The organism is Rodentibacter caecimuris (genome assembly GCF_001019715.1).
Lineage (GTDB): Bacteria > Pseudomonadota > Gammaproteobacteria > Enterobacterales > Pasteurellaceae > Rodentibacter > Rodentibacter caecimuris.
Genome location: NZ_BBXJ01000001.1, coordinates 2213693 through 2228625, shown reverse-complemented (window position 1 = coordinate 2228625; position 14933 = coordinate 2213693). Strand labels below are relative to the sequence as shown.

At 38.4% G+C, this 14933-nt stretch carries 14 protein-coding genes; 12 read left to right on the top strand and 2 right to left on the bottom strand.

The window, feature by feature from the left end; all coding sequences use genetic code 11:
* The first annotated feature begins 3 nt into the window (after positions 1-3).
* From PNEUHYL_RS11015 to PNEUHYL_RS10960, 12 genes are all read left to right on the top strand, one after another.
* On the top strand, positions 4-1416 hold the full coding sequence (locus tag PNEUHYL_RS11015; RefSeq protein ID WP_059368250.1) for a DUF4123 domain-containing protein: 1413 nt from the start codon (positions 4-6) through the stop codon (positions 1414-1416).
* Positions 1406-4297: a toxin VasX gene (locus PNEUHYL_RS11010; protein WP_059368246.1), complete on the top strand. Its 2892-nt coding sequence runs from the start codon at positions 1406-1408 to the stop codon at positions 4295-4297. Before PNEUHYL_RS11015 ends, PNEUHYL_RS11010 begins: the two co-directional genes overlap by 11 nt.
* Before the next feature lie 12 nt (positions 4298-4309).
* The gene (locus PNEUHYL_RS11005) at positions 4310-5449 is read left to right on the top strand and encodes a hypothetical protein (RefSeq protein WP_059368241.1); all 1140 of its coding nucleotides are present in this window, start codon (positions 4310-4312) and stop codon (positions 5447-5449) included.
* A 38-nt stretch (positions 5450-5487) separates the two neighbouring features.
* Entirely contained in the window at positions 5488-5778 is a 291-nt protein-coding gene (locus PNEUHYL_RS11000) for a hypothetical protein (RefSeq protein WP_059368237.1), read from the top strand.
* A 12-nt stretch (positions 5779-5790) separates the two neighbouring features.
* Positions 5791-6501, top strand: coding sequence for a hypothetical protein (locus PNEUHYL_RS10995; protein ID WP_059368235.1), 711 nt, complete (start codon positions 5791-5793; stop codon positions 6499-6501).
* Complete coding sequence (locus tag PNEUHYL_RS10990; protein WP_059368233.1) at positions 6498-6908, top strand: hypothetical protein; 411 nt, start codon at positions 6498-6500, stop codon at positions 6906-6908. The genes PNEUHYL_RS10995 and PNEUHYL_RS10990 overlap by 4 nt, the downstream gene beginning before the upstream one ends.
* Before the next feature lie 282 nt (positions 6909-7190).
* Positions 7191-8465: a hypothetical protein gene (locus PNEUHYL_RS10985; RefSeq protein WP_129582425.1), complete on the top strand. Its 1275-nt coding sequence runs from the start codon at positions 7191-7193 to the stop codon at positions 8463-8465.
* Between the two features lie 46 nt (positions 8466-8511).
* Positions 8512-9135, top strand: a complete 624-nt coding sequence (locus PNEUHYL_RS13800; RefSeq protein WP_255204595.1) for a hypothetical protein — start codon at positions 8512-8514, stop codon at positions 9133-9135.
* Between the two features lie 3 nt (positions 9136-9138).
* Positions 9139-10332 carry a hypothetical protein gene (locus PNEUHYL_RS10975; protein ID WP_077664010.1) on the top strand — a complete coding sequence of 398 codons (1194 nt, stop codon included), beginning with the start codon at positions 9139-9141 and terminating at the stop codon, positions 10330-10332.
* A gap of 44 nt (positions 10333-10376) precedes the next feature.
* On the top strand, positions 10377-10784 hold the full coding sequence (locus PNEUHYL_RS10970) for a hypothetical protein (protein WP_239690357.1): 408 nt from the start codon (positions 10377-10379) through the stop codon (positions 10782-10784).
* 3 nt (positions 10785-10787) lie between these two features.
* A complete protein-coding gene (locus PNEUHYL_RS10965) occupies positions 10788-11948 on the top strand; it encodes a hypothetical protein (RefSeq protein WP_059368226.1) in 1161 nt (386 codons plus the stop codon).
* Between the two features lie 219 nt (positions 11949-12167).
* The gene (locus PNEUHYL_RS10960) at positions 12168-13721 is read left to right on the top strand and encodes a class I SAM-dependent methyltransferase (RefSeq protein WP_059368223.1); all 1554 of its coding nucleotides are present in this window, start codon (positions 12168-12170) and stop codon (positions 13719-13721) included.
* Between the two features lie 131 nt (positions 13722-13852).
* Here PNEUHYL_RS10960 and PNEUHYL_RS10955 read toward each other — a convergent pair whose 3' ends face one another.
* The gene (locus tag PNEUHYL_RS10955) at positions 13853-14473 is read right to left on the bottom strand and encodes a cytochrome c3 family protein (RefSeq protein WP_059368221.1); all 621 of its coding nucleotides are present in this window, start codon (positions 14471-14473) and stop codon (positions 13853-13855) included.
* Between the two features lie 12 nt (positions 14474-14485).
* Positions 14486-14929 carry a nitrate reductase cytochrome c-type subunit gene (locus PNEUHYL_RS10950; RefSeq protein WP_059368217.1) on the bottom strand — a complete coding sequence of 148 codons (444 nt, stop codon included), beginning with the start codon at positions 14927-14929 and terminating at the stop codon, positions 14486-14488.
* Between the last annotated feature and the right edge of the window lie 4 nt (positions 14930-14933).

Here is a 14933-nt window from a genome sequence, read left to right as displayed (position 1 = left end):
ACTATGTCCACACAACAACCGACCGGACAAATTTGGCTCACCCATTATCATTTAAGCCATCAAGTCACACCCCATATCACACAGACCGCTTATTTACTTTGTTTGGCTGAAGATACGGAAAACTACCTTCAGCAGGTTGAGTATTATCTCAACCAACATCAACTTATCGGGCAAGCACAACTGACACCGCTTCCTATTCAAACATGGCTCTCCCGACATGGCTTTGAGGCAGCACTTTGGCGGGCGGCGCAACAAGTGTCCAATAACTCGCCGTTGTTTTGTTTATATACCGATGAAGCGAGACAAACCAAACAACACCTTGACACCTTTCTTAACAGACAGTCCGTCCGATTTTCCCCCTTTACCGAGTTTATTGCCCCTGCGGTTCTGCCCGACGAAGTGTGGTCACTTTTCTTTGCCGATTTTGAAGGGCTGGGGGAATACCATCAAATCTTAAATCAAGCCGCACATAAAAAACAAAGAGAAAAAGCAAAAGAATCGGAAAAACACAGCCAAAATCCACCGCACTTTTATGCCGTGGTCGATTGTGCCAAAGCCGTCAGTTTTCCTTACCGCTTAGAGAGCGCCGGTCGTATGGCAAATCTTTATACCGGTAATATCGGGCAAACCTTAGAAGAGCAATCTCCTTACCTGTTGGAATTTGACCCGTACCAAGAAGAAACTGTGGCGTTTTTACAACGTTTGTTTAGAAAAGCCGATAGCAAAGTATTTAGCCATTGGGCGATTAATCCGGTGATTTTTATTAAAAGCCGTCAATCCTTTGATGAGGTTTATCGTCACCTGCGAAAATGGACCCACCTTTATGCCCCCAGCTCTGAAAAGTGGTATTTTTTCCGCTTCTACGACCCGCTCGTGCTCAATCGCTATCTGCCGCAACTGACCCACTACCCGGCTCAACTCGCGGCATTGTTTGGCGTGAATTCAAATACTCGGCCGGCGCAGCAAGCGGTTCAACCACAAGAAAAGCAAGCCCCCATTATTGAAGCGTTTGGTGTGCGTGTAGAGCAAGAATTTATTTGCTTTAGCTTAAACCCGTTACCGGAAAATACTCAGCCTGCCAAAATTGAGTTGGGGGAAGTGGAGCGGAACGCTTTTGAACGCAGTCAATGGCTCAATACAAAATCGACGTTAAAAAATATGGTGTTAGACTATTTTGACGAAATTGATTTAGATATTATTGACAAATGGTTAGAAAATGCCAAATCACGTAACATAGCGCAATCCCAACGTGAATACTGGTTTTATTTAGTCGGTCGTGTAATTGCCGAAAATAATGGATTGAACTATTTCAGCCTGCTTGAACAGCTATGGCAAAAAACACAGTTTTCAACAACAAATTTACTTGAAACGCTAATGAATAATCTAATTGAGAAAGAAAATGAAGATGAAAGATAGCACGCAGACCAAACAAACCAAACCTAAAATGAAACTTGATGTTGCTAAAATTAATCAAGCCGCTCAGGAATTGTCAGACGGACACAGCAAATGTGAATTACCGATTATTCCCCTTTATCCAGTGCGCTATGGATTAAGTATCGATTATTTAGCGCAGGCAAGAGCGGGAAATATAAAAAACTTATCTGAGATCGCACCTGCCGGTATCGGGCAATCAGAGGAACACTCACTGATGAAACTCCGCCAAGGTTTTGTCTATATCTATGCACATACCAAACACCGTTTATTTTCTACCGATGATAAAGGCAAATGGCTGGTTTTTCGCTATGTCACCCATAGTGACGATATAAATAGTGCGAGTGAATTTGAACAACTAAGCGACTATCAAAATGCCGGATTAAACGACTCTTTCTTACTTTGTAAATGGGGTGAAAAAGGTGCCAATGGAAATTGGACATTAGGTAAAATAGACACCTCAAAATATCCTTGTATGACTAACACAATAAGTTTCAATACCGCATTTGTCGATAAAGATGTTGATATTGTCGATATTGCTTATAGTGAGTATATGTGGTCGTCAGAGATCATTGAACGCTTTGAAAAAGACGATAAATTACGACAGATAGTTATGACAACGGTCAATGTCAGCGCGCCGAAAAAACATTCGGCTCCGTTAAAAGACCTCAATATACATGTATTGGAATATCAATCTCTTAATAAATCAAACGATTTATCCGAGCAAACGCAAAGTTGGTACACAAAACTCAAAAATACAGCTATCCCTAGTGCTTTATCCGGTTTTCCTGATTACAAAGAAACGGGATTGATGGTTGCGTTGCAGGATGTTGTTGGTGAAATGCATGAGCTACAAAAAATTGTGTTGGATTTAGCCCAAGAACAAGCGAATTATCACGCTAAATATCTTTATCCGATAACCATCGGTAACATCATTGATCCTAAAATTGCCTACGATATAAGAGGGGAAAAATTTCCTTTGAAGGAAAGTGAGCGTGCCATTGCACAACGCGGAGTAGAAAAAGTACTACATCCGCAATTTAAAGCAAAACTTACTGAATTACTGAGAGAGCCGTTTGAGCGTTATGAAAAACCGATGGAAAAACTGGTTGATCAGATTTGGCTCTTAGGTTCACGAAACTCCTTTCAGGGATTTTTGAAAGGGATATCGCAAGCAATCACAGATTGTAAAGATATGGAAGGCGTGTCTCGAACTGCTTATTGCTTTTTTGAACAATTAAAAGATATTACTTTCGGCACATCAAGTACGCCAAATGGCATTGATTATTTGAGCTATTTATTTGATGCCCCCATGAAACATAATACCCCTTCGCCGTTTTTAGATTGGGCAAAACAATCACTTTCAAAAGGTGTGGAAACTATCCAACCTATTGTGACGCAGGGAGCGAATATCGGTTTTGCGCTCAATGAGAAATGGATAGTGGCAAAACGAATTTACAAAGGACTTAATGATTTTCTTGAAACGGGATTAAATGTATTTGGACAATCGGCGGCATTGTATAAGACTACCACTGCAAAACAGATCTTTAGTATTTTAGGTATATCCGATGTTTGGGGAAATGCAGAAAAAAGTAAAGCTGCATTTGAAAAACTGCATAAAATCCTATTACAAGAGAATAAAAAACAATTATCCCAATTATCAAAGAATGAACGTACAGCCAATAAAGCAAACGGTAAACCGAATCAACATATTGATTTTTCTGCAACACACAGAAAAACCTTTTTGTGGTTCTTAGATAAACAATTATCAGGCTTATTTGAGCATGAACCAACTTCGATTTCCCAAGCGAAAGCGAATTTCGATTTCATGTTTAGTCGTAGTTATGCCGGGACACTAAACTTCATTGCCGTGTTTAGTGGTTTTATTGCGTTAAATGAAGATTTGGCGCTAAAACGTAAATCAATAAAAACTAATGCCGGAAAGTGGACAACAAATCCGGCATTAGTAAAAAGTGCGGCGATCATGGACACGGCTGTGGCGACAATGAATTTATCGCATTCGGCAGGATTAATGCGTGATCCAACGGGCTTTACATTTAAAAACCGTCCCGGAAGTATATGGCAAACGATTAAAGGTCAACCGTTAAAGTTTGGTTATGCAGCCTTAGGGATTCTTGGAGGCGCATTAACTGCGGTTGTGGCTTGGGGCGGTATCGAGGAAGCTAAGGCCAATAATGATGACGTTTCCGTATGGGGTTATCGTCTTTTATTCTATAGTTCTATTAGTGGTGTAGTTGCAATTGCGTTTGGTTTGTCAAAGATTCCATATGTTGGTTGGGTAATTGCTGCGCTTGCATTAATTGGTGGAACACTCGTAACATTCTTTGGCGATAGCTCTCTAGTGAGTTGGGCTAAAAATGGTTTTTGGGGAAAAACACCTAATTATTATTACTGGAAAAATCAGCCAAGAAATAATCTTGAAGAACAAATTAACAAAGCAAAATTATTAGAAAAAGTAAGTGCTTATCATACAAATGAAGACTATTCTCTTGTTGCTAAAGGTTTTGAGGATGAAGTCTATGGTTATTTTATTCAATTTGGTTTGCAAATTACTCAAATGTCAAAGAATAACAAAGATCGCTTTAAAGTGACCTGTGCAGAGTTTTGGCGAACAATACCGAATTTAACTAATCTGGAGATTGTTTGTTATCTTCCTTATGCTAAATCTCGGAAAATAGAGAATATTGAATTGACCCCAAATCGAGAATTAGTTTTCTCCTTAGCTGAAAATGGTATCAGACAAGAAAATATTAAACTGGAAGTCACTTTTACGGATAAAGACGGAACAGAGTTTTCGGCAGACTATACTAGCGATGATTATATTTTACATACGATGATGAACTAAGGACGTAATAATATGCTAACTACAAATGACTTATCAAAAAAAGAGCAACGAGAATTACGGCGTTGGTTTACAAAAATAGATGAAGATACCATTGAGTTAAAGATAAAAGGTAAAGGAATTATCAATGTAGTGTTAATTATCTTGGCATTAATTCCATCTCTTTATTATGACTTTATTAAACCAAGCTCTAGCGAGCTATTCTGGAATGAGATTCATATTTCATTTAATCCAAATGTATATTTTGAACAACAGTATCGTAATGTTGTATCTAAAAATAATCCAAATATGACTATCTGGAATGAAACTAAAGAAGAGTATATAAATAACTTATGGCAATGGAGAGAAGGACTGGGCTGGAATAAATGGGATGGATATCTTAATCTCGCTTGGTATGTGATTTTGCTCGGTATTATATTTTGGCCAACAAAACGTAGAGTGCGTTTTGATAGAAAACGTGGAATTATTTATACATATATAAATAAAAAATTTTATTTAATGGAAGTAAACAAATTAGCAAGGCCATTACCTGAATGCTTTATTAATACTGGAGGGGGGATCGTTTTTTGGTTACCGCCATTTAAAAATACCACACCATTTCTTAAACATTTCCCCTTGGGGTCAATGGTGTTTGTGTCGGATTATTCTATGTATTTGTTTGAGCTAGGGAGCAGGGTATTTTTAATACCAAATGCCTATAAGAAAAGTAGAGCACCAATACTGAAGAAAAGTCTCGTAGATTTTATGAATCCGAATATTGCACCTCAACGATTATCCCAAATAGTCAATACATTAGAAGCACCAAAAGGATTAAAGGAACACCTCTATTCATTTTTATTTGGTTGGATTGATGAAGGGTTATACACGAGAAATTTACCCAAACAAGAACGGCTGGAAAATATGATAACAGGCTACTTTAAAGAAAACGCCCCTCAAATACGAGTATTACCATCTTATCGAATGGCATATGAGAATGAAGTCCATAAGTTTTGGGGCGCCCCCTTTCTAGTAATCGTAAACCAAGAACAAAATCGCAAAGAGGGGTTTATTAAGGTGCCTTGTCCTGATTTGTATGAATATCCAAAAGTTTCTATGCATAGACCGACTAATATGCCGGATCCGGAATGGGGAAATGTAAAAGGTAAAGAAGTTTAAATTATTTATAAAAGTGCGGTTTATTTTGTAGGTATTTTGTGGAAGCAAAAAACACAGAGAGAATGACCGCACTTTTAATAGTATTGCTTGGGCGAATAACGCCGAATTTAACTAATCTGAAGATTGTTTGTTATCTTCCTTATGCTAAATCTCGGAAAATAGAGAATATTGAGTTGACCTCGAATCGAGAATTAGTTTTCTCCTTAGCTGAAAATGGTATCAGACAAGCAAATGTTAAGCTAGAAGTCACTTTTACCGATAAAGACGGAACAGAATTTACCGCAAGCTACACGAGTGATGAGTATATTTTACATACGATGATGAACTAAGGACGTAATAATATGCTAACTACAAATGACTTATCAAAAAAAGAACAGCGTGAATTACGCCGTTGGTTTACCAAAATAGATGAAGATACTATTGAGCTAAAAATAAAGTGGAAAGGTGCATTTAATCTTATGTTGATTGCGTTAGCATTACTTCTCCCACTATACTACGACCTCATTAAACCAGATTCGAGTGAGAGATTTCGGGAGGAAATACGATTCTCTTTTCAACCTGAGACTAGATTTAAAAAAGAATATAATCAGATTGTATCTGACACAGACTCCAATATGACAATGTATGGAGATACAAAAGAAGATTTTATGAAAAGGATGTGGGAGCGACATAAACATCGTGTTTGGGATGGTTATTTAAGTCTGGCTTGGTATGTTGTTGTACTTGCTATTATCCTTTTCCCATCCGGAAAGCGGGTGCGTTTTGATCGAAAGCGGGGAATTATTTATACCTATACCAACAGAAGGCTTTATCTCACGGAAATTAATAAATTAATGCGTCCATTGCCTGAATATTTTATTAGTTCAAATTCATTCTTATTTTGGATTCATCCCTATAGTAATAAAGTACGATTTAGCAGTCTTGCAAGACATTCAAGAATACTTTTTATGGATTATTCAATGTATCTCCCTGCCATATTTGGTGGTTTTTGCATAAATATTCATCGAAAAAATCGAGCCAGATATTTAAAAAATATTTGGTTGATTTTATGAATCCAAATACCTCATCAGAGCGAATTTCGGCAATGATGAACGCATTAGAAACTAAGAAAGGATTTATAGAACGATTGTGTTCATTCTTATTCGGTTGGATAGATGAAGGACTATATACACGCAGACTTCCGGAGAAAGAGAAGTTAGAGGGATTAATCGCACAATATTTTAAAAACGACGCCCCTAAAATCAGAGCACTACCTTCCTGTAGACAGCATTATCCAACGGAAATCAGTAAATTTAAAGGGGCGCCATTATTTAAAATCATCAGTCAAGATGAAAATCGGAAAGCGGGTTTTATTAAAGTGCCATGTCCAAATTTATTTGAATATCCTGAAGTTTCGATGCATAAGTCAGAATATGTGTTTGATGAAGAGTTAGGAAATGTGAAGGGAAAAGAGCTTTAAAGTTTATAAAAGTGCGGTCGATTATTCAGGTATTTTATAATGAGAACTAAAAACACTGAGAAAAATGACCGCACTTTCCTTTTCAATAGCTAACTAAATGAATTACAAAAACTCATCATTGATTTTACGGAAAAACAAAAAGCCTACTACGCCCGTTATACCTATCCGATAACTATCGGCAATATTATTGACCCGAAAATTGGCTATGATATCAAAGGAAAAGACTATCCGTTTAAGGAAAAAGAGCGGGTAATCGAACAAAAAGGCGTGCGGGATGGGCTGGTGAGTGAATTTAACAGCAAAATGACGGCACTGTTAAAAGAACCCTTTGAACGTTATGAAAAACCGGCAGGCGGATTGGTGAAGCAAGTGATACAACTGGCACAACGAGCTTCGTTTAAAGAATTTTTCAATATTTCTGACGATATTATTGGTTATGCTCCGCTAGAAAACGGTATCGACCGTGGTTTTTATGTGTTTTACCGTTTACTGTCGGATTTAACCTATGGCTTAGGATGCACCTCTGACGGTGTTGAGTTATTAGAAAATTTGTTTAGTGATGATAAAGCGGCACCAACCAATAATGCCCCAACCACAATAGGTTGGCTGAAAGAACACAGTAAAAAAGTGACTGATGCCGTGTATGGGCTGGCGATGAAAATACTTCCTCCTCAGCAACGCCATCATATATTAAAAGGCTATTTTCAAGGTATGGAGCATGTGTATTTGAACAGCGGACGTACGGTGGCGAATTTAGCGGCATTAAGAAAAATACAGTTTGATAAGGTAATGGCGATTTATGGTTGGGATGAGAAAAAATTAATCAAAAATGTCGATTATTTCTTTGCCGAAGTGGCGGATAAGCAGATAGACAGGCTGATGAAAGAAGAGCGTTCACGGCAGTATGATAACCGCCGAGGCAATGGCGGTAAGAAAGCCATTAAAAAAGAACTCCGCCAAATCAAACAAGACTTAATCAATTATCGGCAAATCACTCTCGGTGAAATTCAGGATTTGGAAACCCGCATACAGCTTAGCGAACGCTATTATGGTTTTAGCGGTGTATTGGCGATTTATGCGGGGATACTATCATTAAATAATGATTTAACGGTACCGAGAAAATTGGCACGCACGGCAGCGGGCAGACTGGCGTTAGACCCGGTGGTAGTCAAAATCACGGCGATACTAGATATTTCGGTGGGAACAGCGGATACGGCGTATGCCTTGAAATTAATCGGCAAGCCGGGGGCAGGGATGAATGTGTTAAGAAATCTCAGCGGCGCATCGGCACGTTCGGTATTGATTGGTGTTCGGGCATTGGCTTATACGGGGGCTGCAGTGGTCGGGGGCGTCCTGACTATGGTGATTGCGTTTGGCGGTTTACAAGAGGGAATAGCCAATGAGGATAAGGTATCGAGCGTAGCGAATGGGGCGATTATTGCCTCTTCAAGTATTGTTGTGTTATCCGGAATATTAGCAATGTTTGGAGTAAAAGGAACATTTGTTTTCAGCTTTAGGTGTGGCGAGTCCGTATGCTTTAGTAATTATCCTACTTAGTTTTGTGGCTATCTCATGGTTAGGTTCAACACCATTGGAAACTTGGGTGAAAAAAGGGTTTTGGGGTAGAAAAGATTATTTTTATTGGGGAGAAAAACGCGATGATGTTAATAATCAAATCCGGCGTGCAGAAATTTTAGCTAATGAGGAAATCGCAGAAATAGCCAAGCAGCACATTGCAAGACTAGAATTGATTACTACCGGTCAGGAGGAGTCTGTTGCAGGTGTCGGACTACCAATGAATAAACAAATTGAAGATTATATGTTAATTAGCAAGGGTTTTGAAAAAGAGCTCTATGAATATGAGATTCAAGCGGGATTAAAAATCAGCAAAATCAGCCAAGGTTATTACCGTATTAGCTGTGCTGAATTTAGACGCACCGAGCCGACTACTCATAATCTGGTGATTAACCTGTATGAATGGGGTTCCGCTCAGGCACAGCCGATTAAACGGTTTTATGCGGGATCTTCCGGAGAGGTTACATTCCACCTTGCCGAAAATAATATTTATATCAAAGAGGTACGTATTATTGCGGTGTTTACAGATAAGGAAGGGGACATTTTTGAGGATGTTTATTTCAGCGAGGAGTTTCAAAATAAAACGAAGGAAATCCAACAACAAGCACAGGATGCAATGGAAAAAGCAATAGATGAAGGCTATTCGGAGTAAATGATGCAAAGTGAATTAACAGCGAAAGAGCAGCGTTTAATGCGCAGTTGGTTTAGAAAGACCGATGAAAATACAATTGAATTGAAAGAAAAACGATGGGCTTTCATTAAAATTATATTTGGAATAATGTTATTAATTGGTATTTATTATAGCTTTATAGATTCTCGCTACAAAGAAATGACTTGGCGTAACTTAGAGTTGACATTCATGCCAGACAAATGGGCTGAAAAACAATATGAGTATGAAAAATCTGATAAAGATCCTAATTTAACAAGATGGGGGGAAACTAAAGAAGAATTTCTCATATCAATAAAAGAACACCGAAAAGAAAAAGCGACTTGGATTATTGGCTACTATTATATTTTTACATGTATGTACATCTTTTTCTTCATCTACTGCCTCTGGCCAACCAAACGCCGGGTACGTTTCGATCGCAAGCGAGGTATTATTTACACTTCCGTTAACAATAAGTTCTATTTAACCGAAGTCAATAAATTAATGCGTCCATTACCCGAATATTTTGCATTTGTAGGTGGTGCATTATTTTTTTGGGTACACCCATATCAACAAGCAAAACATTTTGCTAATTTTAGAGGCGGTTCACAAATGATTGTGTCAGACCGCACCATGTGGTTACCGATGATTTTTATGATTTTTATGCTCTCCCCAAGAATGTACCAACATAGTAAAGGCGCTTTGCTTAAACGTTTTTTAGTGGAGTTTATGAACCCTCATACGCCACCGGAACGGATTGCAAGTATGATGAAAGCACTGGAAACCCGTCCGAGTATTTTTGAATATCTGGAAAGGATATTATTCGGTTGGATAGACGGTGGCTTATACTGCCGTAAATTACCGAAAGATGAAGTGTTGGAAAAAGAAATTGAAAAATACTTTGCCGAACAAGCCCCTCATATCACGGCACTTCCTTCGTTTGAGATGGGCACTTATGAAGAAGGGATGAGATTAAAGTGGAAATTTAAAAATATGAAGATTATCTCGGTGGAGGAAAATATTCAAGCGGGTTATGGCGTGATGCCCTGCCCTAATTTATATGAATATCCGGTACGTTCATTACACTATAACCGATTCGATATTGCTTGGGGAAATGAGGCAAGAGATGTAGAGCCTTGTGCTAAACCACCCAAACCAAATAAATGGAAAACTCAGAAACTCAAGTACAGGAATAAGAAATAGTTATCCTATCTAAATTAACTCTTGGTAAAAGTGCGGTTAAAATTTTGAGTGTTTTTTTAAGAGTAAGAAATACCAAGAAAAATGACCGCACTTTTGTTTTCACAAGGAACAGCAAAATTAGCCAAGGTTATTACCGTATTAGCTGTGCCGAATTTAGACGCACCGAGCCGACTACTCATAATCTGGTGATTAACCTGTATGAATGGGGTTCCGCTCAAGCACGCCCGATTAAACGGTTTTATGCAGGATCTTCCGGAGAGGTTACATTTTATCTTGCCGAAAATAATATTCATATCAAAGAGGTGCGTATTACTGCGGAGTTTACGGATAAGGAAGGCGGCACCTTTGAGGATGTCTATTTCAGCGAGGAGTTCCAAAATAAAACGAAGGAAATCCAACAACAAGCACAGGCTGTGATAGAAAAAGCACTAGATGAAGGCTATTCGGAGTAAGTAATGCAAAATGAATTAACAAAGAAAGAGCAACGTTTAATGCGCCACTGGTTTAGAAAAACCGATGAAAATACCATTGAAATAAAGGAAAAAAAATGGGGATTTGTTAAGGTCTTTTTTATCGCTTTAATGATTGGTTGGGTTTATTATGATTTTCTTGATCCTCGTTACCAAGAAATGACAAAAACTCAGATTTATGCTGCATTTCAACCAACAGTGTGGTTTGAAAGGGAATATTCTAAAGTCGTATCAATTTCCGATCCTAATGTTACTCGTTGGGGGGAACCAAAAGAAGTATATATATTTGAAGCTGATAAAACTCGAAAAGAGGAACAGTGGTGGGGCTATTTTACTATTGGTAAATATGTTCTTGTTTTGCTCTGTTTCCTTCGTCCGACCAAACGCCGGGTACGTTTTGATCGCAAGCGAGGTATTATTTATACTTACATTAATAACAAGTTTTATTTAACGGAAGTGAATAAACTTATGCGCCCATTTCCGGAATATTTTGCTTTTATGGGGGGAATGGTTAGTTTTTGGGTACACCCATATCAACAAGCAAAATACTTTGCTAATGCAATTAGGGGCTCTCAGATAGTTGTTTCAGACTATACCATGTGGCTACCCATGATTTTTATGATGTTCCCGGGTATGTATCAACGCAGTAAAGGCGCAGTGCTTAAACGGTTTTTAGTGGAATTTATGAATCCCGATACGCCACCGGAGCGTATTGCAAGTATGATGAAAGCGTTGGAGACCCGCCCGAGTATTTGTGAATATCTCGAAAAGATTTTATTCGGTTGGATTGACGGTGGGTTATATTGCCGTAGGTTGCCGAAAGATGAAATATTAGAAAAAGAGATTGAACGCTATTTTGCCGAACAAGCCCCGCATATCGAGGCACTTCCTTCATTTGAAATGGGAAGTTATGAAGAAAGTTTGGAATTACAATGGAAATTCAAGAACATGAAGATTATTTCGGTGGAGGAGAATATTAAAGCGGGTTATGGCGTGATGCCTTGTCCGAATTTATATGCCTACCCGATTCGTTCATTACACCGTAATCGATTTGGTATTGCTTGGGGGAATGAGGCAGGGGATGTCGAGCAATTTCCTAAACCACCGGGCAAATGGAAAAGTCGAAAACTAAAGAATAAGCAATAGTGATATTTCACTTAAAAGTGCGGTTAAAAATGACCGCACTTTTTTAATGTTCCGGCTGGAAAGAAATATAAAAATTCACCTAATTTTAATAACGATGTGTTAAAAATAAGTTGGAAATAAGTTATAGTGCGCAGGCTTTATTAATGTATTACTAAAGTAAACCCGTTCTATATTTATAAAAAGTATTTAACAATATTAAATTCATGAGGAGAATCTCTTATGTCTAGTTGGTCAGAAGGTTATGTTAGCGATATAAACTATACTTTTGGTTATTATTCGGAACTCAATCCTAATAATGCCATTATTCCTTTTTTAATGGCGGGAATTGCGTTACCGGAGTCAATTTCAACTTCTCAGTATAACGCTTGTGAGCTTGGATTTGGGCAAGGTATATCGGTTAATGTACATGCGGCCGCTGGTCATGCTAAATGGTATGCAACGGATTTTAATCCATCTCAAGCCAATTTTGCCCGCTATCTTTCTGATGTGACGAATAACGGTGCGTTAATTGCTGATCAGGGTTTTAATGAATTTTGTAAGCGTGATGATTTACCTGAGTTTGATTTTATCGGTTTACATGGCATCTGGTCTTGGATTTCTGATGAAAACCGCGCCATTGTGGTCGATTTTATTCGTCGCAAACTAAAAGTCGGCGGCATCTTATATATCAGTTATAATACCTTGCCTGGGTGGTCTGCGCCATCGCCACTACGTCATTTATTACTTCAACATCACAATACAATGACTGCACATTCCAATAGTCGCCAACAAAATATTAAGGATAGTATAGAGTTTGTTGGTAAAGTGTTTGCTCAAAGTCCCCATCTAACACAAAAATCACCGGAATTACTTTCTCGAGTTGAACGACTTAAAAACCATGATCCACATTATGTAGCCCACGAATATCTGAATAAAGACTGGCAACCGATGTATTTTGCCGATATGCAAAAATGGTTGGAATCCGCTAAATTGACTTTCGCTTGTTCCAGTAATTATTTAGACGATTTTAACGAAACCCTCTATAACCAAGAACAACGAGAGCTTATGGCTGGCTTTAGTGATCCATCATTTGCTCAAACGGTTAAAGACTTTATCTTAAATAAACAGTTCCGTAAGGATTTTTGGGTAAAAGGCGCACGTCGATTAAATAGCTATGAACAAAGAGAAGCATGGAAAAAATTGCGTGTGTTGCTACTCACTTCCCGTAATCAAATTGAAATGAAAGCCTCAAGCCATTTGACTGTTGATTTGAATGTGGATTTATTTAGTCCCATACTGGATATTCTGCATGATCATAAAATCCACTTGGTTAAAGATATTGTGGAAGCACTAAAAGGTCGTTTTAATGAAATGGATATTTTTACGGTTTTAGCTATCCTTGCCGGTAAAAATAATTTGGTTATAGTGCAATCAGAAGACGCCATTGAGCAAGCGCGTCCACATTGTGAAGCCTTTAATCGCTACGTACTGGAGCAATCCCGTTCTTCACAATTCAGTATTAACTATCTTGCCAGTCCAATTACTGGTGGAGCATACAACATTGATATGGTACAGCGTTGGTTTTTACTTGCCCATATTGAGGGGCTTACGAAGAAAGAACAATTGGATTTCGCTTGGTGTTTATTAAAGGAAAACGATTTGTTTATGGCAGAAGATGGGAAAACCTTGGAAAAGGATGAGGAAGGAAAAGCCAGAATGGAAAGAATCTACAACGGATTTGTAGAAAATCAACTGCCACAGTTAAAATGTTTAGGGATTATTTCAACTAACTAAAAACCGCCATTAATAGCTTAATATTTTTTATTAACGATGAAATAAAGCCCGATCTTGTTGAAAGTATCGGGCTTTAAATATATTTCTAATATAGAAACATTTTATGGAAATAAAGTGCGGTCAAAATTTGATTACTTTTCTGCTTTATCCGATGTTTCTTTTTTAAACCCAGATTCTACATTGCTCATATCCGGTAAGCGGTGGGCAATACCTTTATGACAGTCAATACAGGTTTTTCCCTCGATTTTGATTTTCTCGTGCATTTTCGCAGCAACAGGGCGTTGTTCATTGAAATTCATTCGATCCACATTATGGCAATTACGGCATTCTTGGGAATCGTTGGCTTTCATTCGTGCCCATTCGTTTTCAGCCATTGCTAAACGATGTTGATTAAATTTCTCCAAGGTATCCACTTTGCCGGTGTAATGGGCATAAACCTCTTTTGCCGCAATGATTTTACGTTTCATCTTAGGCCCGAACTCGTGTGGTACGTGACAATCCGGACAACTTGCGCCCACACCGGTACGGGTTTGGTAATGCACACTGTGGAGATATTCTGGATAGGCATCATTCATATGGCAACTTGCGCAGAATTGTTCGGTATTCGTTTTCTCTAAACCGTAATTGAACCCTACCCAAGATAAAATGCCGCCAATAAAAGCCAGGCTAATGATTGTTCCCACCGCAAGACGGCTCGGTTTACGAAACCAATGCCAAAAGCGAACGATGAAATTTGGTTTTTTCTCTGACATAATCCTTCCTTCTTAGTTACCGTAACCTTTCATCGGTTTGAAATCATTTGGTACGATAGGATCGACATTTGATTGAGAAACATGGCATTGTAAGCAAAAATAACGGCGTGGCGATGAGCTGGAACCAATGTTTCCGTCACGATCCATAAAGTGGGTCGGGCTGATTCGGGTTGCGCCGCTTAAACGTGAATTTTCAGGGCTATGACAGTTTAAGCATTGATTCACATTTTTTGTCACTTGATAATTAGCCACACTATGCGGCACCATTGGGGGTTGGTTCACATAATTTAATGCCGGTAAGTCACTGTTACGTGGCGCAGTGTGAAATGCCGGTGCAATATTTTCCGGCGATTGGGTTAAATCTTTACCTATAGATTTAACGTCATTTGCCATTAAATAACCGACAAAAAGTGCGCTCATTAATCCCACTAAAATTTTAGATACCTGATTGGTCATATTA